The 23758-nt window shown below is 32.3% G+C and carries 23 protein-coding genes and 2 tRNA genes; 13 read left to right on the top strand and 12 right to left on the bottom strand.

From position 1 onward, the window contains the following. Window positions 1-3 precede the first annotated feature (3 nt). The 5 genes from ACHRV0_RS10965 to ACHRV0_RS10945 all read left to right on the top strand — a co-directional run bounded on the left by ACHRV0_RS10965 (window position 4) and on the right by ACHRV0_RS10945 (window position 4115). Entirely contained in the window at window positions 4-1455 is a 1452-nt protein-coding gene (locus tag ACHRV0_RS10965; protein ID WP_129025977.1) for a hypothetical protein, read from the top strand. Window positions 1456-1465: 10 nt separating this feature from the next. Beyond that, complete coding sequence (locus ACHRV0_RS10960) at window positions 1466-2017, top strand: hypothetical protein (RefSeq protein ID WP_395440858.1); 552 nt, start codon at window positions 1466-1468, stop codon at window positions 2015-2017. Window positions 2018-2199: 182 nt separating this feature from the next. Further along, on the top strand, window positions 2200-2565 hold the full coding sequence (locus ACHRV0_RS10955; RefSeq protein ID WP_089054936.1) for a hypothetical protein: 366 nt from the start codon (window positions 2200-2202) through the stop codon (window positions 2563-2565). Between the two features lie 110 nt (window positions 2566-2675). After that, window positions 2676-3317, top strand: coding sequence for an O-methyltransferase (locus ACHRV0_RS10950; protein ID WP_089054937.1), 642 nt, complete (start codon window positions 2676-2678; stop codon window positions 3315-3317). 72 nt (window positions 3318-3389) lie between these two features. Then, window positions 3390-4115: a phytanoyl-CoA dioxygenase family protein gene (locus tag ACHRV0_RS10945; RefSeq protein ID WP_395440857.1), complete on the top strand. Its 726-nt coding sequence runs from the start codon at window positions 3390-3392 to the stop codon at window positions 4113-4115. Between the two features lie 61 nt (window positions 4116-4176). Here the strand turns inward: ACHRV0_RS10945 and ACHRV0_RS10940 are convergent, their stop codons facing one another. The 8 genes from ACHRV0_RS10940 to ACHRV0_RS10905 all read right to left on the bottom strand — a co-directional run bounded on the left by ACHRV0_RS10940 (window position 4177) and on the right by ACHRV0_RS10905 (window position 10954). After that, window positions 4177-4740 carry a phosphatase PAP2 family protein gene (locus tag ACHRV0_RS10940; RefSeq protein ID WP_129025980.1) on the bottom strand — a complete coding sequence of 188 codons (564 nt, stop codon included), beginning with the start codon at window positions 4738-4740 and terminating at the stop codon, window positions 4177-4179. 1 nt (window position 4741) lies between these two features. Further along, window positions 4742-5089, bottom strand: a complete 348-nt coding sequence (locus ACHRV0_RS10935) for a twin-arginine translocase TatA/TatE family subunit (RefSeq protein ID WP_089054939.1) — start codon at window positions 5087-5089, stop codon at window positions 4742-4744. Window positions 5090-5192: 103 nt separating this feature from the next. After that, window positions 5193-7430 (bottom strand): M1 family metallopeptidase, encoded by a 2238-nt coding sequence (locus ACHRV0_RS10930; RefSeq protein WP_395440856.1) that lies wholly within the window; start codon window positions 7428-7430, stop codon window positions 5193-5195. A 66-nt stretch (window positions 7431-7496) separates the two neighbouring features. After that, entirely contained in the window at window positions 7497-8000 is a 504-nt protein-coding gene (locus ACHRV0_RS10925; protein WP_395440855.1) for a DUF6702 family protein, read from the bottom strand. Beyond that, entirely contained in the window at window positions 8000-8755 is a 756-nt protein-coding gene (locus tag ACHRV0_RS10920; protein ID WP_129025986.1) for a hypothetical protein, read from the bottom strand. The genes ACHRV0_RS10925 and ACHRV0_RS10920 overlap by 1 nt, the downstream gene beginning before the upstream one ends. After that, window positions 8745-9437, bottom strand: a complete 693-nt coding sequence (locus tag ACHRV0_RS10915) for a carboxypeptidase-like regulatory domain-containing protein (RefSeq protein ID WP_129025988.1) — start codon at window positions 9435-9437, stop codon at window positions 8745-8747. Before ACHRV0_RS10915 ends, ACHRV0_RS10920 begins: the two co-directional genes overlap by 11 nt. A gap of 22 nt (window positions 9438-9459) precedes the next feature. Next, entirely contained in the window at window positions 9460-10221 is a 762-nt protein-coding gene (locus ACHRV0_RS10910) for a carboxypeptidase-like regulatory domain-containing protein (protein WP_395440854.1), read from the bottom strand. Beyond that, a complete protein-coding gene (locus tag ACHRV0_RS10905) occupies window positions 10208-10954 on the bottom strand; it encodes a carboxypeptidase-like regulatory domain-containing protein (protein WP_241686631.1) in 747 nt (248 codons plus the stop codon). The genes ACHRV0_RS10910 and ACHRV0_RS10905 overlap by 14 nt, the downstream gene beginning before the upstream one ends. 163 nt (window positions 10955-11117) lie before the next feature. On the opposite strand from ACHRV0_RS10905, the gene pepE reads away from it, so the two are divergent. Beyond that, window positions 11118-11825 (top strand): dipeptidase PepE, encoded by a 708-nt coding sequence (pepE, locus tag ACHRV0_RS10900; RefSeq protein WP_129025990.1) that lies wholly within the window; start codon window positions 11118-11120, stop codon window positions 11823-11825. Between the two features lie 133 nt (window positions 11826-11958). Here pepE and ACHRV0_RS10895 read toward each other — a convergent pair. Further along, a tRNA-Gly gene (locus ACHRV0_RS10895) sits at window positions 11959-12031 on the bottom strand. 107 nt (window positions 12032-12138) lie between these two features. Then, window positions 12139-12211 (bottom strand) — tRNA-Gly (locus tag ACHRV0_RS10890). A 136-nt stretch (window positions 12212-12347) separates the two neighbouring features. Between ACHRV0_RS10890 and ACHRV0_RS10885 the strand changes: the two genes are divergently transcribed. Then, entirely contained in the window at window positions 12348-12785 is a 438-nt protein-coding gene (locus tag ACHRV0_RS10885) for a GNAT family N-acetyltransferase (protein WP_129023968.1), read from the top strand. Window position 12786: 1 nt separating this feature from the next. After that, window positions 12787-14370: a murein L,D-transpeptidase gene (locus ACHRV0_RS10880; protein WP_395440853.1), complete on the top strand. Its 1584-nt coding sequence runs from the start codon at window positions 12787-12789 to the stop codon at window positions 14368-14370. On the opposite strand, the gene ACHRV0_RS10875 is transcribed toward ACHRV0_RS10880, so the two are convergent. After that, complete coding sequence (locus tag ACHRV0_RS10875; protein ID WP_129023966.1) at window positions 14359-15084, bottom strand: murein L,D-transpeptidase catalytic domain family protein; 726 nt, start codon at window positions 15082-15084, stop codon at window positions 14359-14361. The genes ACHRV0_RS10880 and ACHRV0_RS10875 overlap by 12 nt on opposite strands. Before the next feature lie 502 nt (window positions 15085-15586). Here ACHRV0_RS10875 and gpmI point away from each other — a divergent pair. The 5 genes from gpmI (at window position 15587) to ACHRV0_RS10850 (ending at window position 22314) form a co-directional block, all read left to right on the top strand. Further along, the gene (gene gpmI, locus ACHRV0_RS10870) at window positions 15587-17104 is read left to right on the top strand and encodes a 2,3-bisphosphoglycerate-independent phosphoglycerate mutase (protein ID WP_395440852.1); all 1518 of its coding nucleotides are present in this window, start codon (window positions 15587-15589) and stop codon (window positions 17102-17104) included. 123 nt (window positions 17105-17227) lie between these two features. Continuing rightward, window positions 17228-17899 carry a TetR/AcrR family transcriptional regulator gene (locus ACHRV0_RS10865; RefSeq protein WP_395440851.1) on the top strand — a complete coding sequence of 224 codons (672 nt, stop codon included), beginning with the start codon at window positions 17228-17230 and terminating at the stop codon, window positions 17897-17899. Window positions 17900-17915: 16 nt separating this feature from the next. Next, window positions 17916-19586 carry a peptidase domain-containing ABC transporter gene (locus ACHRV0_RS10860; RefSeq protein ID WP_129023963.1) on the top strand — a complete coding sequence of 557 codons (1671 nt, stop codon included), beginning with the start codon at window positions 17916-17918 and terminating at the stop codon, window positions 19584-19586. Continuing rightward, window positions 19580-20926 carry an HlyD family secretion protein gene (locus ACHRV0_RS10855; RefSeq protein ID WP_129023962.1) on the top strand — a complete coding sequence of 449 codons (1347 nt, stop codon included), beginning with the start codon at window positions 19580-19582 and terminating at the stop codon, window positions 20924-20926. The genes ACHRV0_RS10860 and ACHRV0_RS10855 overlap by 7 nt, the downstream gene beginning before the upstream one ends. Next, window positions 20926-22314, top strand: a complete 1389-nt coding sequence (locus tag ACHRV0_RS10850) for a TolC family protein (protein WP_395440850.1) — start codon at window positions 20926-20928, stop codon at window positions 22312-22314. Before ACHRV0_RS10855 ends, ACHRV0_RS10850 begins: the two co-directional genes overlap by 1 nt. Window positions 22315-22398: 84 nt before the next feature. Here ACHRV0_RS10850 and ACHRV0_RS10845 read toward each other — a convergent pair whose 3' ends face one another. Beyond that, window positions 22399-23652, bottom strand: a complete 1254-nt coding sequence (locus tag ACHRV0_RS10845) for a DUF445 domain-containing protein (RefSeq protein ID WP_395440849.1) — start codon at window positions 23650-23652, stop codon at window positions 22399-22401. Window positions 23653-23758: the final 106 nt, after the last annotated feature.

Below are 23758 nucleotides of genomic sequence, written 5' to 3'. Positions count from 1 at the left end.
GCCATGAAGAAAATTTATATACTCGCAATAACATTAGTCAGCACATTTGCTGTTAATGCACAGGTAAGTTTTGGAAACATGCAAAACCAAATTTCTAGAGGAAAAGATGGTATTAATGTTTTCGACGTACAGAAAGACACTAGAGAATTTAAAGGTCTTAGTATTGACCTTGGTGGTGCTTTCAACATGGATTTTCAAGCAACAAATTCATTCAACAACCAACCTAATAACATTACGACTACAACTAATACAGCTACTGGTACTACCACTAGAACAATTTCAGGATATCGCTTAATGAATAACGAAAACAACTTTACGCTTCCTGCTGCTGACATGTATATTGGTGCTCAATTGTTTGATGGAGTAAGAGTAAATTTAGATGTTTATTTAGCTTCAAGACATCACAATGATTCTTATGTAAAAGGTGGATACTTACAAATTGACAAGTTAGACTTCATCAAAAAAGACTTTTTAGCTGATGTAATGAAATATACTACAATTAAAATTGGGCAGATGGAGAACAATTTTGGTGATGCTCACTTCAGAGGTTCTGATAATGGTAATACAATCAGAAATGCATTTGTTGGAAACAACATTATGTATTCTTTCACTACAGAAATGGGTATGGAGGTTTACTATAACAGAAAAGGATTAGTTAGTATGTTAGGTGTTACAAATGGTAATTTAAATCAAAGTAACGAAGAAGTTTTTTATCCTTCTGGTCCAAATGCTAATACAACGCACAGCCCTTCAATCTTAGCTAAACTTGGTTATGATAAACAGCTTAATAAAGATTTAAGAGTAAGACTAACGGGTTCTTATTACCATAATGCAAATCTTGGTAACGCAAACATATATTCTGCAAATAGATCAGGATTTGGTTATTGGGGTATATTGAATAATAACCCTTATAAAAACACCATTACTAAGACCGATGCAAATGGTAATGTTATTTCTACAACTAATACTGATGTTGCTAGTAGTTTTAGTAAAACATCTACTCCAGAAGCAACGTTCAATCCTAATTTCAAAAATTGGGCTACGACATACATGATTAATCCTTTTGTAAAATATAAAGGACTTGAATTCTTTGGAACAATCGAATTAGCTTCAGGAGGTGATAAAGCCGGCACTGACGACAAGCGTACAGCTAATCAATATGCTTCAGAACTTATTTACAGATTTGGAGAAACTGAACAATTCTACATCGGAGGAAAATACAATACCGTATCTGGAAAATTATCTAATGCTGATGCTAAAAAGGTTAGTGTAGATAAATTTGAAGCAAGTGCTGGTTGGTTTATGACTAAAAACATTTTAGCTAAATTAAACTACGTTAATCAAAAATATAAAGATTATTCACAATTTACAGGAGATCCTGCTACTGGAAATCTGAACAACTTTTATGGTGGTAAATTTGAAGGTTTAGTATTCGAAGCTGTAATTGCATTCTAATATAACAAAAATGCTTAATAGATTTATTTTTTTAATTCTGGGTTTAGTAATTTTCTTTTTCTTAGGAAGTGCTAAGCCCACTTTTTTAGCAGATGATACAACTTTAGTAATAAACAAAATAAAAATAGAAATTACAGGACTATCATCTGTTGGCAAGTACAACTGTTCAAATACTTTTTCGATAAAAGATACAGTGTACTTAAACTCAAACAAAAAAAATACTTTTAATACCGCTATCAAAATGACAAACTTTGATTGCGGCAATAAGATAATGACGAAAGATTTACAAGGAACTGTTAAGGCTAAAATATTCCCTAATAGTACTGTTTGCCTTACGGATATAAAGCCTAATGGTAAAAATTACAAATGCAACCTGAGCTTTTTTATCACCAATAAAACATTAAAATATAAAGACTTTGTTTTATACAATGTCGATGATAAAATTCAAGGCACACTTTCTTTAAAGTTCTCTGATCTTGAATTAGAACCTCCAGTAAAAATGGCTGGGCTTATTAAAGTTAAAGATGACATTGTGATAAACTTTAGTTTGTACAAAAACTAACTCGCAATTGTCATTAAAAAAAATTGCATCGGCTGATCAAAATTTAAAAATTTGGCACGAGAATTGTCTTGCACTCAAAAGAAAATATAATCTTACAAAGCGCGCAATCATTTTAAAATTTGTATTTTTATTATTCCACTTTATGACGTTTTAAAATTTTTAACCTAAAAAGACAATTTATTATGAAAAAACAAATTTTAACTTTAGCTGTAATTGCATTACTAACATTCGCGGTACAATCATGCGAAAAGAAAGAGCCAAAACCAGCAGAAGATGAATTAACTCTTGGAAACAAAGTTGACTCTTTAACAACTGATATTAAAGAAGTAAAAGACAGCGCTGTTACTAAAACAGAAAAAGCAGCTGAAGATGTAAAAGATGCAACTAAAAAGGCGGCTGATGATGTTGAAACTGCGGCTAAAAAAACAGCTGCTGATGTAAAAGACGCCACTAAAAAAGGTGCTGAAAAAGTAGAAAACGCAGCTAAAGCTGCTAAAGACGGAACTGTAAAAACAGCTAAAGAAGTAAATGACGCTTTGAAAAAATAATTTTCATCTCGAAATTAATACTGAAACCATTCGTTTACACGAATGGTTTTTTTATGCAAAATAGTAAGCCGATATTTTTTGTATTTTTGCTTTAAATTAGAACAAATACAATGCATTTTATATCACAAGATCTAGAAGATTATATCGAACAACATTCTGAAAACGAACCAGAATTACTGGCGAAACTCAATAAAGAAACGTACCAGAAAATACTTTTACCGCGAATGCTGAGCGGACATTTTCAAGGTCGTGTTTTGAGTATGCTCTCTAAATTGATCCGCCCGGTTAATATTCTTGAAATTGGAACTTACACGGGTTATGCCGCTTTATGCTTGTGTGAAGGAATGCAGGAAAACGGACAATTGCACACCATTGATATTAAAGAAGAATTAATCGATTTTCAGCGTAAGTATTTTGATGCGTCGCCGTGGGGAAATCAAATTTTTCAGCACTTAGGAGAAGCAATTGATATTATCCCCACTTTAGATGTAAAATTTGATTTAGTTTTTATTGATGCAGATAAGGAAAACTATCTTAATTACTGGGAAATGATAGTACCAAAAATGAACAAAGGCGGTATTATTTTATCTGATAATGTTTTATGGAGCGGTAAAGTACTAGAACCCGTTCATCCTAATGATGTGAGTACAAAAGTGCTTTTAGAATATAATCTGCACTTAAAAAATGATCCAAGAGTAGAAACGGTTTTACTACCAATTCGGGATGGATTGACAGTGAGCAGGGTATTATAATTTTAAGATGCTAAGAAACTGAGGTCCTAAGGTTCTAAGTTTTTTTCTTTTCCCATTTTAAACCTATTCAGAATGAATACTTTAAATCAGATAAACAATGAAGGTTTTTCAATAATAAACAATGTTTATACTACTAATGAAGTTGAAAAATTGATTTCATTAATTGAAAATGTTACCAAAAATGATTTTAATGTTTCAACTTTTAGAAAATCGCAAGATTTATTCGCGATCAGACAATTCCACAAAGAAATTCCAGAAACTTTAGACTTAATTTTCAATCAAAATCTAAAAGAAATTATTAAATCTAATTTTGGAACAGGATACTTCATAACCAAATCAATTTATTTTGACAAACCTGAAAAATCAAATTGGTTTGTGGCTTACCATCAAGATTTAACAATTTCTGTGAATAAGAAAATTGATGTTGAAAATTTTGAAAATTGGACTGTAAAACAAAATCAATATGCAGTTCAACCTCCAAAAGAAATTTTAGAAAACAATTTCACAATCAGAATCCATATTGATAAAACCACAAAAGACAATGGCGCTTTAAAAGTCATCAATAATTCACATTCCAAAGGAATTTTAAGAATTGAAAATCTGGATTTTGAAAATGAAAAAGAAACAATCTGCGAAGTTGAAAAAGGTGGTATTATGATAATGAAACCTCTGTTATTTCATGCTTCAAACAAAACTACTAACAACGAAAGAAGAAGGGTTATTCATATTGAATTTAGCAAACACGAGCTTCCTGCAGAATTACAATGGAGCGAAAGAACTGTTCTCAAAAACAATTAAGGTTCTAAGATTATGAAAACTTAGAACCTTAGTATCTTAGAAACTCAGAACCTTAAAAAAACTATCCTGGAAAATATTGCGGTTTTAATCTTCGGTAAGCTAAATAAATCAAGAACCCAAAAAGAGCTCCGAAGAAATACCCTGTTAGAATATCACCTGGATAATGCAATCCTAAATAAATTCTGCTGTAAGCAAAAACTAATGGCCATAAGAACAAGAAGCCCAAATACTTGAAATGGCGTTTTAAAACCAAAAACAAGAAAGTAGCAACTGCCATTGTATTTGCTGCGTGTCCTGAGAAAAAGCTGAATGATTTTCTAACCTGAACAACTCTAATAATCGAATTGATATCAGGATTATTACAAGGACGTAAACGCTGAAATGTATGTTTGAATAAATTGGTAGTTTGATCTGTAAATGCAATTAAAACTGCAATAAAAAGCAGTAAATACAAGGTTTGCTTTCCTCCTATTTTTTTATAAATAAGATAAAACATTAATAAAAATAATGGAGTCCAATACAATTGATTGGTAATAATCAGCCAAAGTTTATCGTAAGTTTCAGAACCCAGTCCGTTTAGATATACTAATAAATTTACATCTAATTCTTGTATTTTTTCAAGCATATTATCTTTGACGTTTTACTGGTCCTGAAATTGAATCTATATCTTCTTTTACCTTATCGATTTCTGTTGCTGTATCTCCAAGCAGATTACCAGTATCTCCTAATATATTTGATTTCGCATCATTTATCTGCGCATTGATATTACCTGTTATATCAGTCAAAGACTTCGCATCAAGTCCATTAGCTTCAGCTCCTTTTTGAATTTCACTTTTAATATCGTTGGTTGCATTTTTTAACTGAGCCATTGCTTTACCCATAGTACGAGCAATTTCAGGCACTTTATCAGAACCAAAAAGCATTAAAACTATAAACAGTATGAAAATTAATTCTCCTCCTCCTATACCAAACATAACTTTTATTTTTGTGTGCCACAAAGATATTAAATTTTGCAGCTTGCCGTTTTAAAATTTCCTTAAAAAAAAAGACTCTTTTCAGAGTCTTTTAGCTTTATTCTTAGTCAAATTTTGACTTTTGTTCTACTTTTGGCCAAGAATTATTAGTTACATCGATATCAGCAGTTAATAATTTTGGGTCTATCTGAATACTTTTTATTGCTTTTGAAACTGCATATACTTTCTTAGCTGTATCATTGTTTTTTCTCCAAATTTGTGCAGGATATTTGTAATTGTCTTTTGTACCATCTTCATAAGTTATTTCAACAAGAATTGGCATAATCATACCTCCCGGTTTATTAAACTCTACTTCATAAAAATACTTAGGCGATTTTATGCTTGCTTTTTCTTCGGCAGTAAATGTTTGATCAACATAATCAGCCAGAGGCTTAATATCTTCAACATCTAATGCTTTTTTCTTAGAAGAACTTACTTCTGCATTATCTCCAGAAACTAAGTATACGAAAGGACCTTTTTCAAAACCAAAACGACCTTTTCTAACTTTTACATCTTTAATATCTGCCGTTGGAGTATCAGAAACGTAATATTGCTTAACATCTTTAATTCCGATGTCTACAAAATCCGTTGAATAAAACCAACCTCTAAAGAACCAATCTAAATCTACAGCCGAAGCATCTTCCATTGTTCTAAAGAAATCTTCAGGAGTTGGGTGCTTAAATTTCCATCTGTTTGCATATGTTTTAAAAGCATAATCAAACAACTCTCTTCCCATAACAACTTCTCTTAAAATATTAAGACCCGTTGCAGGTTTTCCGTAAGCATTATTTCCAAACTGGTGAATTGTTTCAGAGTTAGACATAATTGGCTCTAAAAACTTTTGATCACCGCTCATGTAAGGAACAATATTTTTTGCAGGTCCACGTCTTGATGGAAAGTTTGGATCTAATTCCTGTTCAGCCAAATATTCTAAAAACGAGTTTAAACCTTCATCCATCCAAGTCCATTGACGCTCATCTGAGTTTACAATCATTGGAAAAAAGTTGTGGCCAACTTCATGAATAACCACACCAATCATTCCGTTTTTAACCTCTTTACTAGTCACCCCGTTTTCATCAGGGCGTCCGTAATTCCAGCAAATCATCGGATACTCCATACCTTGATCCTCTGCAGAAACTGATACTGCTTTTGGATAAGGATAGTCAAAAGTATGTGATGAATAACTTCTTAAAGTATGTGCAACTGTCATTGTAGAAGTTTCTCCCCAAAGCGGATTTGATTCTTTTGGATAAACAGACTCTGCCATTACAATTTTATTGTTCAATTTTACAGCCATCGCATCATAAATGAATTTTCTTGAAGATGCAATTCCGAAATCACGAACATTTTTAGCGCTGAATTTCCATGTTTTTTTCTTTTCAGAAAAACCTTTTTCAGCGGCTTCAGCTTCTGCTTGCGTAACAATTACAACAGGTTTGTCAAATGATTTTTGAGCCTGTTCGTAACGTTTAACTTGTTCTGCTGTAAAAACTTCACTTCTATTTGTTAGCTCTCCAGTTGCATCAATTACGTGATCTGCAGGAACTGTAATATTTACATCAAAATTCCCAAAAGGCAGCGCAAATTCTCCGCTTCCCCAAAACTGCATATTCTGCCAGCCTTCAACATCATTATATACCGCCATTCTTGGGTAAAACTGTGCGATTACATATAGTTTATTACCATCTTTTTCAAACAATTCATAACCTGAACGTCCGCCTTCTTTTCTGTAATTATTAATGTTGTACCACCATTTTACTGAAAACACAATTTTCTCTCCTGGTTTTAAAGGCGAAACCAGATTAATTCGCATCATAGTTTCATTGATCGTATAAGACATTGCATTTCCTTTTGCATCTTTTACTTGTTCAATATTAAAACCACGTTCTAAATTTTTCTTTAAATATTTAGTAGAAAAACCTTCAAGCGGTAAAACTTGATTAATTTTTTCACCTTCAGCCAATGAAGTCTGCGTGTTAGCTTTAGCTTGATTTTGATCTAACTGCACCCATAAATACTCTAAACTATCTGGTGAATTGTTAGAATAAGTAATGGTTTCATAACCACTTAATTTTGAATTTTTATCATCTAATTCAATATCAATTTTATAATCTGCCTGCTGCTGATAATATGCTGGTCCGGGCGCACCAGATGCTGTACGAAACATATTGGGTGTTGCCAGCAAATCGTACATCTGGCTAAACTTATTTGTATCGTATTTGCCTTGCTGTTTAGGCGCTGTTCCTTTTTCCTGAGCAATTAACATGGCAGGAAAAATTAATAATAATGAAAGTTTTTTCATAAAAATTTAATGGTAATTTTATCTGGGTGTGAAAATAATAATTAATATACTCATTTAACTTATAAATTAGTATTTTAACAATTCTTTCCTTGAAGATCCTGTAAAAAGCACACTCCTTTTAGTTCCAAATGCTGTAACATGTGTAATATTCTGCTGCTCAGCATTCCAGTCGACCAAAATGGTATTTACAATTTCGATTGTCTTAAACTTTTCAACATCTTTTATTCTCGAATAACACACCAAAACATCACCTTCAACCTCTTTAGATAAAAAGGCAACTGGTTTTGTTTGTCCATTTATTTTAATCGTAAAATTTTCAGAAAGATATTTTTTAAGCAAATCAACATCGGCAGGAGTTTCTCGCTCTGTGCCTACAAATGTCTTTTTATGGTACTTTTTCTCCATACCATTATTCAAATCATCAATAAAAATTCGAGACGTAATTTGAATCATTTTCTTTTCAGCAGCATATTCCACCTGAAAAACACCTACATAAAACTTATGAAAGGCAAAAGCGGAAAGCGAGAGAAACAATAATCCAAGTAAAAGATAAACAAACCTTTTTTTCATTACTGCGGAGAATTCACCTTTTTAAACTCCTTATTTTTATTAATCATAAAATCGATTAATTCAAATTTTTCTTCAGGCTTAAGATGCCTTTTAGATTCAGGATCATTAGAACAATACATTAAAAACAAATCAATTTCATCTTCTTTCAAACCTAAGGTTTTTGTATAAAAATCTGATTTAAAATTGGCTTTAGAATATTCCACAAAAGCAATATCAGATATTACTTCTTCTTTTACTTCTTTATTTTTCGAAAGAAGTTTTTTAACATCCTTAAATATTCTAACGAAATCAGTTCCGTATTTAATTGTTTGATCAGAATACATTACGGTATTTTTTGCTGTAGACTGTTTATCATCTTCAAACTGCATATCAACAAGAGCTTGCGAGTTTCCGCCTTGAAAAGCTTTAACTTTTAAATCTTTTCGAACTAAAACTTCTTTCAATTCATTACTTACTAAATCTAAAGGCACTGAAAAAAGAATTTGAGCACAGTCTTTCTCCGTTAAAACAATTTTCTTTGACTGAAAAGCTAAACCTGTAAACAACAGCGTATCTTTAGGTCTTGCCATAATATCAAACAACCCGCCAGAACCAATAAATGTTCTAATTTTAGCATTTACATTCATAACATAACCGCTTTCTATGGCAAGCGATCCGTTAACAACCTGACCATGCAAAGAGGTTCTTGAATTATTTTGACCAAACATTACTTGACAAAACAAGCAGATAACAACAATTGTAATTTTATTTTTCATTTTCAAGGATTATAAGATATTTACGAGCCAAATCAGTAATTAAAAACATGCTCATTGTTTTATTCTTAGTATTCAAAGATACAGCAAATTCAGTATCATCTACACAAAATAATTGAAATCCTTTAATATCATTAACTGGAATTTTTAATCTCTCAGTATAATAGTTCTCCTCAAAAAGATACTCTATTTTTCTAAAAAGCATCTCTTTTTTCTCAACATTTATCTCCTTTTTCAGCATTGCAGTCCGCCCCGAAATACTGTTTAATATCTTATCTACCGATGTAGAGGTTGCAGTATACACTTTTCTTTCGGCAGGCGTGTACGTTTTTTGCCCATGCGGCACGATTCCTAAATTTTCAGCCGTAATACCGTAATTATCATTAACCACAACTTCTTTTAACTCAATTTCTTTCGCAGTCATTTTAATCGAAAGCAAACTCAAACCAAGATCACCATTTGTAATTCGACGTTTTACAGGGTCTAAATTTACTGCCGAAAACACCAAAACATCTCCTTCTTTTACCGAAATTGAAAAACGCCCATCATCGTCAGAAACAGTCGCAATCTGTGTATCATTATTGATAACATTCACGCCCCCGATTGGAGTAGACTGCTCAAATATTTGCCCCGAAATTACTTTTCCATTGCTGTTTTGTCCAAAACAAATTTGAACAAAGCACATAAAAAAGCTTATATATAAAGTATTACTTAAGTTCACTTGAAATTATTTCTTTGTATTTTAATGCCAGCTCGTTTATCAAAAACTCCAGCTTAGACTTCTCTTTGTTTCTCAAAAGAGAAACGACTTCCTCATTTTCGACAAGGTAATATTTAAAACCAAGAACATATTCAGAAGAAACACCTAAACGATCCACAAAATAAGCCTTCTCAAATATATATCCCAATTGCACAATACTAGCCTCCTTCTTCTCGACCTCAATATTCTTTTTCAGATTTTTAGTCCGTCCATTTATCTTATTTAAAATAGGATCAAGAGGCATCGAACCACCTAATAATCCTAAAAGAGAAATAGGTTTAAAATCGCCGGCAACAGCCAATTTTCTCTCAGCAGCCGTATATTTCTTTTGATTTTTTGAAACTATCCCAAGATTCACAGCATTTATATGAGCATATTCATCCACAATAACCTCACTCAATTCTGTTTGTCTTGTTTTCATTTTAATCCGTACCGAAGCCAAACTAAAATCGGCACTTGTAATTAGGTATTTTAGAGACTCCAAATTTACAGCAGAAAAAATCAAAACATCTCCTTCTTTTACTCTTATAGAAAATTTTCCATCGGCATTAGAAACGGACGTTATCTGAGTTGCGCTATTAATAATATTTACTCCTTCAATCGAAATAGACGGCTCTAAAATTTGTCCCGAAATTTCTTTTGAAACTGTCTCTTGTCCAAAACCTATTTGAACAAACAAAACAAGAAGCAAACTACTATTTGTTTTCACCCGCAATTATCTCTTTATATTTTACTGCCAGCTCTCCTAACAAAAACTCAGTAGAAGTTTTATTTTTCGAATTCAAAATAGCTGTAAACCTATCATTATCGACAACATAATATTCAAATCCTTTTACATAGTCTAGCGGAATCTTCAATCTGTTAACGAAATGATCCATACTAAACATATTCTCCAAAAGCCTCATAAAAGCTTCTTTCTTCTCGACAGCGACTTCTTTTTTAAGCATTGCTGTGCGGCCCGAAAGAAAATTCATTAAAGGATCTGCAGTCAAACCACCTCCTGGAGCTTTTAAATCCGTTGCTGTATGCAATTTCCTTTCGGCTGCTGTATATCTTTTTTGCCCTTCTGGAACAATTCCTAAAGAAACAGCATTTATTCTGTCGTATCTCTTTACAATTACCTCCTGCAATTGATTCATAAGTAAACTCATTTTTACAATAAAATTCAGCTCAGTAAAATCAGCAGCAGACAATAAAACTCTATTTTCTTTGAATTGTATAGATGAAAAAACAAGCGTATCATCAGCTTTTGCCATAATCGAAAAAGCACCAGAAGCATCTGTAGTAGTCATTGTTTCTGTTTGTGCGTTTACAACATAAACACCTTCTAAATCATTGGTATTAGCCATAATTTTGCCATTCAAAACAGAGCGCTCTTGATTTTGAGACCATACGTTTTGACTCATAACAGCAACAAAAAAACAGACAACTTTTGTAATCAAAATAAAAAATCTTAGAATTTTATTAAAAAGGTAAAAATATCCTAATGTATTCCAAATTTAATATTAATGAGTTGGTAAAAATATGTTAATTAACCAAAGTTAAACACACTCAGAAAGCTAGATTTTTAATACCTTTAACATACAAAATCAGAGTTTAAAAATTATGAAAAGCATTATCATTGCAAGCACCTCTACTTTACACGAAGGCAGCTATTTAGAATACTTATTACCTACATTACAAGTACATTTTAAAAATTGTAAAAGCATTTTATTTATTCCGTACGCACGTCCCGGCGGAATTTCTCATGACGAATACACACAAAAAGCCGCACAGGCTTTTGCATCAATCAATATAAAACTGCAAGGAATTCATGAATTTGAAAGTCCTGAAAGTGCCCTAAAAAATGCCGAAGGAATCTTTACAGGCGGGGGAAATACTTTTTTACTTGTTACTCAATTGTACAAAAACAACATTATGCAATTACTTGCTGAAACAGTAAAAAACGGAACTCCATACCTTGGAACAAGTGCTGGAAGCAATATTTGCGGATTGTCTATGCAGACAACTAATGACATGCCAATTATTTATCCACCAAGCTTTCAAACTTTAGGACTAATTCCATTCAACTTAAATCCGCATTATTTAGATCCCGATTTAAACTCTAAACATATGGGAGAAACGCGTGAAACAAGAATCAAGGAGTTTCATGCTTTTAATTCAATTCCAGTTTTAGGCTTAAGAGAAGGCAGCTGGCTGGAAGTAAAAGGCGAAAAAATAACTTTAAAAGGAAACTTGCAAGCTCGTTTATTTTTACAAAACGAAACGCCGACAGAGCTAGAAACTGAAAGCGATTTGAGTAATTTAAAATAATCTTTTGAACCATATAAGTTAAATAAACCCATTTAAATAAAGCTTTCCAAAAAAAACTTATTTTACTTATATAACTTATATGGTTCAAAAAAACAAAAAAAAAAGCCTCAAACAATGTTTGAGGCTTTTAAAGAGCGAAAGACGAGGCTCGAACTCGCGACAACCAGCTTGGAAGGCTGGAGCTCTACCAACTGAGCTACTTTCGCATTAACAGGGTGCAAATATAAACAATTAAATCATTCTAAAAAATAAAAATCAAAAAATTATTTAATTTTGGTAAAAAAACCGAAACGATTAAATTTCGGTTTTTTAGAGCGAAAGACGAGGCTCGAACTCGCGACAACCAGCTTGGAAGGCTGGAGCTCTACCAACTGAGCTACTTTCGCATTACTGTGGTGCAAATATAGAAAATAAGTTAAGTTCAAAACAAGCTTTTTCGCAAAAAAAATCAACTAAAATCAACATTTAATTATAACACATTTAAAATTAAAAAGTTATAAAAACAATTATTTTTCAAAAATCATGAATATCATCAAAGAAATCCCATCAAAAGAAACCTATATTGTACGCCAACCAGTTTTAAGAAAAGGAAAACCTATAGAAAGCTGCGTCTTTGAGGGAGACGATTTAGAAACGACTCATCATTTTGGTTTGTTTCAAAACGAAAATTTAACAGGAATTATTTCATTATTCACTAAATCCAACCCTATATTTGCCGAAAATTTACAGGGTCAAATTCGCGGCATGGCAATTTTAGAGAATCACCAAAAAAAGGGATTTGGAGAAGCTTTAGTAAAACACTGCGAAGACTATTGTAAACAAAACAAAGTCGATTTAATTTGGTTTAACGCCAGAACCGCAGCAGTAGGTTTTTACAGAAGAATGAACTATGAAGTTCTTGGCGAACCATTTGAAATAAAAGACGTTGGAGAACATTATTTGATGTTTAAAAAAATATAGAATGAAAAAATTTTACCTTTTATTAGTATTATGCAGTTTGATTAGTTGTAAAAAAGATACTCCTAAAACCGCACCTGCTGTTGTAAAAAAAGCTCCAGCAATCATACTTACTGATGAAAGAACGGTTCAAATTGACACTGCATTAATTGGTACTTTTAAAAGCGAAACTTTAAAACAATTCTACAACTCTTCTGAAAACAAAACGGTTTGGGGAAATTTAAAAAAGAGAAATTACGTCCTATCACAGTTAGAAAAATCAGATGAATTAGGGTTAAACCCCGAAGATTACAAAGCATCTAAATTAAAAAAGTTCGAAAGTAAAATAAGCTCTCTGAGCGATTCTGACTTGGCTGCGTATGACATATTACTGACTTATAATTTTGAAAAATACCTAAATCATCTTTATAAAGGCAAACTTGATCCTAAAAAAATATATACAGACTGGGATTTAGAAGAGAAAACATTTGATGTAAACAATGTTTTAATTAAAGCTTTTAACAAAGACAAATTAGATAGCATTGTTGACAATATCCAACCTAAATCGCAAACTTATAAACAGCTGTTAAAAGCATTGGAAATCATTAAAACTTTTCCAGATGACGAAATAAAAAGCATACAATCTCTCGAAAAAATCACTTTAAACGACACCAATTCTGCTTTAATAAACATAAAAAAAAGGCTTTTGTTCTGGAATGATATGTCAGGAAAGGACAGCCTGACAAACATTTACAATCAAAAAACATTTGAATCAGTTAAAAAATTTCAAGAAAGACACGGTCTTGCTCCTGACGGAGTTATAGGACAAGGAACTATAAATGCTTTAAACTATTCCAAAGAAAAAAGGAAACAGCAAATTATTGTCAATTTAGAACGATGGAGATGGTTTCCTACTGATTTAGCCGAAGAATACTTCATCATCAACATTCCGAATTACAGCTTAGATGTTGTCGAGAATCAAGACACTATTTTATCTAGAAATATTGTTGTTGGAACCAGCAAAAGAAAAACGCCAATTATTACATCGGTACTAAAAACTGTTGTTTTCAACCCAACTTGGACAGTTCCTCCTACAATTTTAAAGGAAGATGTGGTTCCCGCTATGAAACGAAATCGAAATTATTTAGCTAACAAAAGCATCACTATTTACGATACTGCTGGAAACAAAGTGGAACCAATGGCATGGAACGAAAACAAACCCAACAATTATCGCTACGTACAAAGCCCAGGCTATAATAACTCATTAGGATTAATGAAAATTTTATTCCCAAACCGCCACAGTGTGTACCTTCATGATACAAATCACCGAAATTATTTTGGAAGAAATAATCGTTCTCTAAGCTCTGGCTGCGTTCGTGTTGAAAATCCGCTGGAATTAGCAGAGCATATTTTGGATGATTCTGAAAAGTTTTCAAAAGAAAAAATTGACACTATAATCGCTACCAAAAAAACAACGAGCGCAAAAATTACCAAAAAATATGCTTTATACCAATGGTATTGGACTGCTTGGAGCAAAAAAAATCAGCTCATTTTTAGAGCTGATATTTATAATCTAGATTCAGATTTGTATACTAAACTAAGAAATTAGCCTCTCCTCCATCGTAAAACTTCTTGATGGATGATAAATATACAAACATGATTTATCTTTTATCGTTTCAATTATTTCATCTGTCAATTCAACCGGAAGCGCAGGGCAACCTTGGCTTCTGCCTAATCTTTTATGATCTCTAATAAAAGATTCAGACACATAATCAGCACCATGCATTACAACTCCTCTTTCACGAGCATTGTCATTCAAACCTCTTTCTAAACCATCTAAACGCAATGAAGCTCCATGTTTTCCTTTGTAAATTTCACCTGTAGCATAAAAACCTAAGCTGCTTTTAAACGATGAATTCATATTAGAAAATGCCGATGCAAATTCTTCTCCTGTATTTCTACCATGAGCAACTAGTGAATTGAACAAAATTTTATTTGTTGTCATATCAATTACCCATAAACGTTTGGTATTTGACGACAAACTAAAATCAATTAATGTTAAAATGTTTTTTTGAACAATCCCTCTTTCTTTTAAAAGATAAAAACCTTTTAAAGCTTCAGTAAAAGTTTTAAGTTCAGGAACATTAAAATTATTAGTATCTAATGTTTTATAAATACTTTCGATTTTTGCCTCAACCGTAAGATTCTTTTCAACCTTAGCAATGTTTTCAGTCGTTGCATTTTTCAGTTCGGGTGTGTTTTTTGAATCTTCTCCAAAAGATAACAGCAAAAACACAAGCAGTGGATAAATTTTGTAAATCATTGAATTTCTTTAGGTTAATAAAAAATTTGGGTATGGCAAAAATATAAATTATTTACAGCCGTCAAAATAGAAGCCTGAAAATCAGGCCTTTTTTGTTTAAATTTTAACATAATTAACATAAAAAAAGGTATTCCTGTAAGATATTTACTTCCTTCTAAAACACCAAGATTTCCGCATAAATTCTTAAAGAAAATACAATTAGACTTTTTCTTCTAGTTATCAGAAATAAAATTCTCAAAACAAATTACAAGTAATCAGCAAATAGATTTTGCAAAAAATCATGATATTAACTCCCCTCTAAAAGCCTGCATACAATTTCTACACTTCGACGCCGTCAAAAATAGGTTCAGAAAAAGAGCTTAGCGTGAATTAATTTTAAAAAATAAAGACTTCTATAATTAAATTATTATTTTTTAATACGCTTCTTTTTATTAACCATAAATGTGACAATGCTTTCACGCAAATTTTAGAAATGACTTATCTTTGTAAAAAACAAAAAGTAATGAACAAAAAAGTTATCCTTATGATTTTAGATGGTTGGGGAAAATCTCCTGACCCTAAAGTATCTGCAATAGACAATGCAAATGTTCCTTTTATAAACAGCCTTTATAAAGATTACCCAAACGCACAACTTCGTACTGACGGTTTAAACGTTGGTTTACCTGAAGGCCAAATGGGAAACAGTGAGGTTGGACATATGAATCTTGGTGCCGGAAGAATTGTGTATCAGGATTTAGCCAAAATAAATTTAGCAGTAGCCCACAAAACACTTGCTAAAGAACAGGTTTTAATTGACGCTTTTACTTACGCTAAAGAAAACAATAAAAAAGTACACTTTTTAGGATTAGTTTCTGACGGAGGTGTTCACTCTCATACCTCTCATTTACGCGGTTTAATCGATGCTTCGCAAGAATATAGCTTAGACAAAGTTTACATACACGCTTTTACTGACGGACGCGATGTTGACCCGAAATCTGGAGCTAAATACATTCATGATTTAGAGGATTATATTAAAGATACTCCTGTAAAAATCGCTTCAATCATTGGCCGTTACTACGCAATGGATCGTGATAAAAGATGGGAACGTGTAAAATTAGCTTACGACCTAGTTGTTAATGCAGTTGGAACTCCATCAAAAAATGCAGTTGCAAGCGTTCTTGAAAGTTATGAAAAAAACATCACAGACGAGTTTATCGAGCCGGTTGTTATGGTTGATGAAAACGAAAAACCTCTTGCTACAATTGTAGAAGGCGATGTTGTTATTTTCTTCAATTTTAGAACTGACAGAGGGCGCGAACTAACTGAAGCGCTTTCACAACAAGACTTTCACGAGCAAAACATGCACAAACTAAACTTGTATTATGTTACGCTTACAAATTACGACGAAACATACCAAAATGTAAAAGTCGTTTACAACAAAGATAATATTACTGAAACTCTTGGTGAAGTTTTAGAAAAAGCAGGTAAAAAGCAAATTCGTATTGCTGAAACTGAAAAATATCCTCACGTAACATTTTTCTTCTCTGGCGGAAGAGAAACTCCTTTTGAAGGCGAATCTCGTATTTTAAGAAATTCACCAAAAGTAGCTACTTACGATTTACAGCCAGAAATGAGCGCTTATGAACTTACAGATGCACTTGTTCCTGAATTAAATAACGGTGAAGTAGATTTTGTTTGTTTGAATTTTGCAAACGGTGATATGGTTGGTCATACGGGAATTATGAGCGCCGCTATCAAAGCTTGCGAGGCTGTTGATGCTTGCGTAAAACAAGTTATCGAAGCTGCTCTTGCAAACAATTACACTACGATTGTAATTGCCGATCACGGAAATTGCGAAACAATGATTAATCCTGACGGAAGTCCAAATACTGCACACACAACAAATCCAGTGCCGATTATTTTAGTTGATAAGGATTTAAAAAACATTCAAAATGGTGTTTTAGGAGATATTGCCCCTACTATTTTAGAATTAATGGGAGTACAACAGCCAAATGCAATGACCAGTCATTCATTACTATAAACTCCGTTTAAATAATTTTTAAAAGCTGCTCTTGATTTAGAGCAGCTTTTTTTTTGCAAAAATAAAAGCTAAATATTCTTTATTAATAGTAATACTATTATCTTTGCATTTAAAATAATTTTTATGGAAATTATACTATCGAATCTAAAAATCCAAATAAACGAAAAGATCTATGTAAAAGATCCCGAAACATCCGCACTGGGAAAAAAAATAATCGAACAGAGTATTCTTCTTATCGACACCATTGGTTTTGATAACTTTACATTTAAAAAATTAGGAGAAAAAATAGGATCAAACGAAAGTTCGATTTATCGTTATTTTGAGAACAAGCATAAACTCTTAGTTTATTTATCTTCTTGGTATTGGAGCTGGATCGAATACAAATTAGTATTTACTACGACCAACATTATAGATAAAAATGAAAAACTGAGAAAAGCCATCACATTAGTTACTGAAAAAATAACAGATGACATTGCAACAGATCATATAAATGAAGCTGTTTTAAACAAGATAATAATTGCTGAATTTACAAAAACACTTCATACTAAAGAAGTTGACCAGGAAAACAAAGAAGGTTTTTTCTTAATTTACAAAAGGGTTATCAATAGAATTGTTGCCATTGTAAAAGAAGTAAATCCCGATTATCCATATGCAAAATCACTGGTTTCAACAATTGTTGAAGGAAGTTTGCATCAGCACTTTTTAACAGATCATTTAAAAACAATTACGAATTGTAATGAAACAGTAACAACCACAGAGTTTTACATCAATCTTGCAGAAAACGTTTTACGCTAACCATAAAAAAATCAACATGACACCTTTAAAACGATTTTACAATTTACTTCAATTAGACAAAAAAGATATATACCAAATCTTTTTCTACGCCATTTTTGCTGGTTTAGTTAGTTTGTCGCTTCCTTTAGGAATCCAGGCTATTATAGCGTTTATACAATCTGGAAGAGTAAGTGCATCTTGGATTGTACTTATTATTCTGGTTGTTGCCGGAGTTGCACTTGTTGGACTTTTATCATTAATGCAATTGCGAATTACTGAAAATTTACAGCAAAAAATATTTGTTCGTTCTTCCTTTGAGTTTGCGGCTCGCTTGCCAAAAATAAAACCTGAGGAATTATACGGCACTTATCCGCCGGAGTTAACAAATCGTTTTTTTGACACTTTAAGCATTCAAAAAGGTACATCAAAATTACTGATTGATTTTTCGGCAGCTTTACTCCAAATTACATTTGGATTAATTTTACTGTCTTTATATCATCCGTCCTTTATTGTATTTGGCTTATTGTTATTCTTGCTTTTGTTTTTCATTTTTAAATTTTCATACAAATCTGGTTTAGAAACAAGTTTAAAAGAATCTAAATTCAAATATAAAGTAGCTGGCTGGCTGCAAGAAATGGCGCGTAATAATTACAGTTTTAGAAATGAATTAAACTATGATTTTGCGCTTCAAAAAAACAACAAGATCGTAAACAACTATATCAACTATCGCGAGAAACATTTTAATGTGATCAAAAAACAATTTACCCAATTGATTGTTTTTAAAATCATTATTACGGCAAGTTTGCTTTCTATTGGCGGATATTTAGTACTAAGTCAGGAAATGAATATTGGGCAATTTGTGGCGGCAGAGATCATTATTTTATTAGTAATTACCTCTGTTGAAAAAATCATTCTTGGACTTGAAACTTTTTATGACGTTTTGACTTCTGTTGAAAAAATTGGACAGGTAACTGATTTGGAATTAGAAGAATATATTGAGTCTAAAAACGACACATGTTACACGAATATCACCTTAGAGACTGAAAACTTAAAATTTAAATTTCCAGATTCTCCAATATATGCTCTAGATTCTATATCTCTTAAAATAGAGCAAGGTGAAAAAATTGTAATTGACGGTGAAAACGGTTCTGGAAAAACAACTCTTATTAGATTGTTATCTGGTTTATTAAAACAAAGTTCCGGTGCGTTTTACATCAATGACGATACATTCAAAAAAATAGATATTAAACAATATCGCTCACAAATTGGAACAATTATCCATAACGAAACACCATTTGAAGGAACCATTTTTGAAAACATAACTTTTAATGACCCCACAATAAGTTCCGAAGATTTAAAATGGGCACTTGACGGAGTACAGCTGAGTTCGTTTATAAAACAACTGCCAAAAGGTTTAGATACACATATTTATCCTGAAGGAAGACAACTATCATCCTCAAATGCACAGAAAATATTATTAGCTAGAAGCATCATTCATAAACCAAAAATACTTTTTTATGAAGATCCAACTGATATTATGGATGAAAATGTAGCTAACGAAATCATAGACTTTCTTACTTCAGATAAAAACAAGTGGACCATTATTGTTTCATCCAAAAATCCGCATTGGAAAACAAAATCAACACGAAAAATAACAATGCAAAACGGTCTTATTCTACTTGATCAAAAAAACGATATGCCATGCTAAACATTTCTGACAATAAAACCAGACTGCAGTCTCTTGAACGATACGAGACTGTAAAAAACCTAAACAATAGAAGTCATTATAAAATTTTAAATAAGATTATAATAGGTACTTCAATTTTAGGAATAATTGCTCTTTTTCTGCCATGGACACAAAATGTTTCGGGATCAGGATCTGTAACCACTTTAAAACCTAATCAAAGACCACAATCAATTCAGAGTGTTATTTCTGGTCGAATTGAAAAATGGTATGTACAAGAAGGTGATTTTGTAAAAAAGGGAGATACCATTTTATTTATTTCTGAAATAAAGGAGGATTATATGGATCCTAATTTGGTCGAAAATACCAAAAATCAGGTAGAAGCAAAGAAAAACTCTCTAGAATCATATGACGAGAAAGTACAAACTCTTTCTACTCAAATTCAAGCTATTGAAAGCGAAAAAAGGCTAAAACTGGAACAAGCAAAAAACAAAGTCAGACAATCGCTTTTAAAAATAAAAAGCGACAGTATTGATCTTGTTGCCGCAAGAACACAACTGCGAATCGCAAATACACAATACAATCGTTCTGTTCAATTAAACAAAGAAGGATTGAAACCGCTTACAGATGTTGAAGAGAAACGTTTAAAATTACAAGATGTTGATGCAAAAATCATAACACAAGAAAACAAATTCTTATCCAGTAAAAATGAATACATAAACGCTAAAGTTGAAGTTAACCGAATTTCGGCTGAATATGCTGAAAAAGCAGCCAAAGCAAAAAGCGATCAATTTACTACTCTAAGCAACAAGTTTGATACTGAAGCTCAAGTAAGCAAATTAGAAAACCAATACACGAATTACAGCTTAAGAAATGGCATGTATTATATTAAAGCTGCGCAAGACGGCTATATCAACCGAGCTTTGCAAGCAGGATTGGGCGAAACGGTAAAAGAAGGGACTCCAATTGTAACGATAATGCCATCTCATTATGATATTGCGGTTGAAACGTATGTAAACCCAATAGATTTGCCTTTAATCAAAAAAGGCGAAAAAGTCCGCGTTTGGTTTGACGGCTGGCCAACAATTGTATTTGCAGGATGGCCGGATATATCGTACGGAACTTTTGGAGGAAAAGTTGTGGCGATAGAAAATTTTATCAGTACAAATGGCAAATACAGAGTTTTAATTGCTCCAGATCCTGAAGAAGCACATTGGCCTAAGCAATTGAGCATTGGTTCTGGCGCCCAAACAATTGCTTTACTAGACACAGTACCAATTTGGTTCGAAATCTGGAGAACTTTAAATGGTTTCCCTCCTAATTATTACAAAACTGGCGAAAAAGAAACTAAAGAGAAAAAATAATGAAACGGATACTTATAGCTTTTCTATTTTTGAGCTGTACGGTTTTTGGCCAGCAGCCCATATCTAAAGAACTTACTTACGATGAGTTTCTTGGATATGTAAAAAAATATCATCCTTTGGTAAAAAATGCCAATTTAGAAATCAGCAAAGCACAAGCCAATTTAATGATGGCAAGAGGTGGTTTTGATCCAAAAATTGAAGTAGATTTTAGTCAAAAACAATTTAAAGACAAAGAATATTATTCTATTTTAAACAGCAGTTTTAAAATCCCAACTTGGTACGGAATCGAGTTAAAAGCTGGATTTGACAACAATGAAGGTGTTTATCTTAATCCTGAAAACACAACACCTAATCAAGGTTTAACTTCGTTTGGAATCAGTGTTCCTGTTGGACAAGGATTATTTATTAATCAACGAATGGCGGATGTTCGCAAGGCAAAAATTCAGATAAAACTAAGTGAATCTGAACGAAAACTTGAAGCTGTCAGCGTTTTATACGATGCTTCTCTTGCTTATTTCAATTGGAAAAAGAATTTTGAAGAAATGAAACTGTATGAGACTTATAATAAAAATGCCGAAATACGTTTGGAAGGAATTAAATCTTTAATCAATCAAGGCGACAAACCCGCGATTGACAGTATTGAAGCAGGAATTATTGTAAAAAACAGAACCCTGAGCCTTGAAGATTCTAAATTAAAATTAGCTAAAGCAAAACTGGAATTATCAAATTTTATGTGGCTTGACAACAATATTCCTCTTGAAATTTCAGATGAACTTATCCCAGAAAGCACCCTAGAAAGTACACTGCAGGAAACGTTAAAAACAAACGATCTTTTGCAAAAAGATTTCAGCTTAGAAACGCATCCTAAACTAAATGCGATGCAGAACAAAATAGACATCTTGAATGTAGAAAAAGATCTAAAACAAAATATGCTGCTGCCAAAAATAAACATTGCTTACGCCTATTTATCTGAACCAAATTACATCGACAATTATAAATTTGACGATTACAAAATTGGTCTGGAATTTTACTTTCCTTTATTTCTGCGAAAAGAAAGAGGAAGTTTAAAACTAGCAAAATACAAACTTCAAGAAAACGAATTTGCATTAGCATTAGAAAAAACACAATTGACTAACAAAATCAGTGCTCAAAAATTAGAAATCAATTCGCTTATAAAACAAAAAAAACTAGCCAAAGATTTAGTCGAAAACAACTTGACAATGCTAAATTCTGAAGAACGTTTATTCTCATTTGGAGAAAGCTCTTTGTTCTTAATCAACACACGCGAGAACAATTTAGTAAGTGCAAAATTGGCCTCAATTGCATTGGAAAACCGTTTTTATATCTCTAATTCTGACTTGTTCAAAATCATGGCAAATCCTGATTGATTTTAAACCATATAAGTGATATAAGTTATTTAAGTTACTAGCTTTTGCGCTATTTTTTTAAATGAACTTATATCATTTATATGGTTAAACTATAAAATAATGGTACGTCCATTCGACAGCATAAATTACGAGACCGATAAGTCCGCCAACTAAAGTTCCGTTAATTCTAATATATTGAAGATCTTTACCAATTTCTAATTCTAGTTTTTCAGAAACCTCTTTTCCATCCCAGCTTTTTACGGTCGAAGAGATCAAATCGCCAATAACTTTTTTATTATTCAAAAGAACAGACAAAAGATCATTTTTAATAAAATTATTGATCTTATCAATCATATGCGAATCTTCCTTTATGCCGTTCCCAAAACTTTGAATTAATCCAGCGATACTATTTTTAATAGACGAATCTTCCCCTTTATTTAAATCATTAGAAATCGAAAGTTTTATTTCATCCCAAATTCCATTGATATAGTCTTGAACTTCTTTTTTTCCAACAAAACTTAAAATCATATTATTGATCTTAACTCTCATTTCTTCAGAGTTTTTTACCTTTTCTAAAAAATTATAAACGTATTCATCAATTTTAATTCGTACCGCACTTCCTGGATTTTTGGCTTCATTCAAGAAATCCTGCAATCCATTAAAAACACCTTCTGTAATACTTTTATCAGCAAGACCAAAACTCAAAAACGGAGTTGATGCTTTTACTTTTTTCCGAATCAAGTCTTTATTATTCGTCAGTTCCTCACTCATAACCGTCAAAAGATTCGTCAATAATTGATCTTTTACATTTCCTTTTTGCAAAGGCTCCAAAGCCAAAGCCACCCAATCTCCAAAATTAATTCCTTCAAGTTTTGCCGCAAATTGAACTTGAATAAATCGCTTTACATCCTCATCTTTTATCGTTCTTAAAACTCCCGGAATAATATTTATGGCAACAACATTTGCAATTTTATCTGCATTTTCCTGTTGCGAAAGCCAATCTGATGCTTTTGCTGCAAAATTGAACTCATCCAATTTAATTTCCAGTTTTTCACGATTTAGAAATTCTTCTGAAACAAAATTCCCAAGATTTTCTCCAATCTCATTTTTCTTCGTCGGTATAATAGCAGTATGCCAAATTGGTATTCCCAGCGGATGACGAAACAAAGCCACAACTGCAAACCAATCGGCAATTCCGCCAACCATCGCTGCCTCGCTGAAAGCCTGAAGCATTGGGATTTTAAAATAAATTGCCACTACAAACAGCAAAACGGCAATACCCAAAAGCAACAAAGCATTTCTCTTCATTTTCTTTAATGCTTTTACTTTTGCAATATCCTGATCAGTCGAAATTTCCATGATTATTGACATTTTACTACTAATTTAGGGTTTTTTCTGGGATATTGAATTAAAAAAGTCTGTCACAAATTTTACAAATTAGCACGAATTACAATCTACTTCGTTT

The organism is Flavobacterium sp. FlaQc-30 (assembly GCF_044005885.1).
GTDB lineage: Bacteria > Bacteroidota > Bacteroidia > Flavobacteriales > Flavobacteriaceae > Flavobacterium.
This window is presented reverse-complemented; position numbering and strand designations above follow the sequence as displayed.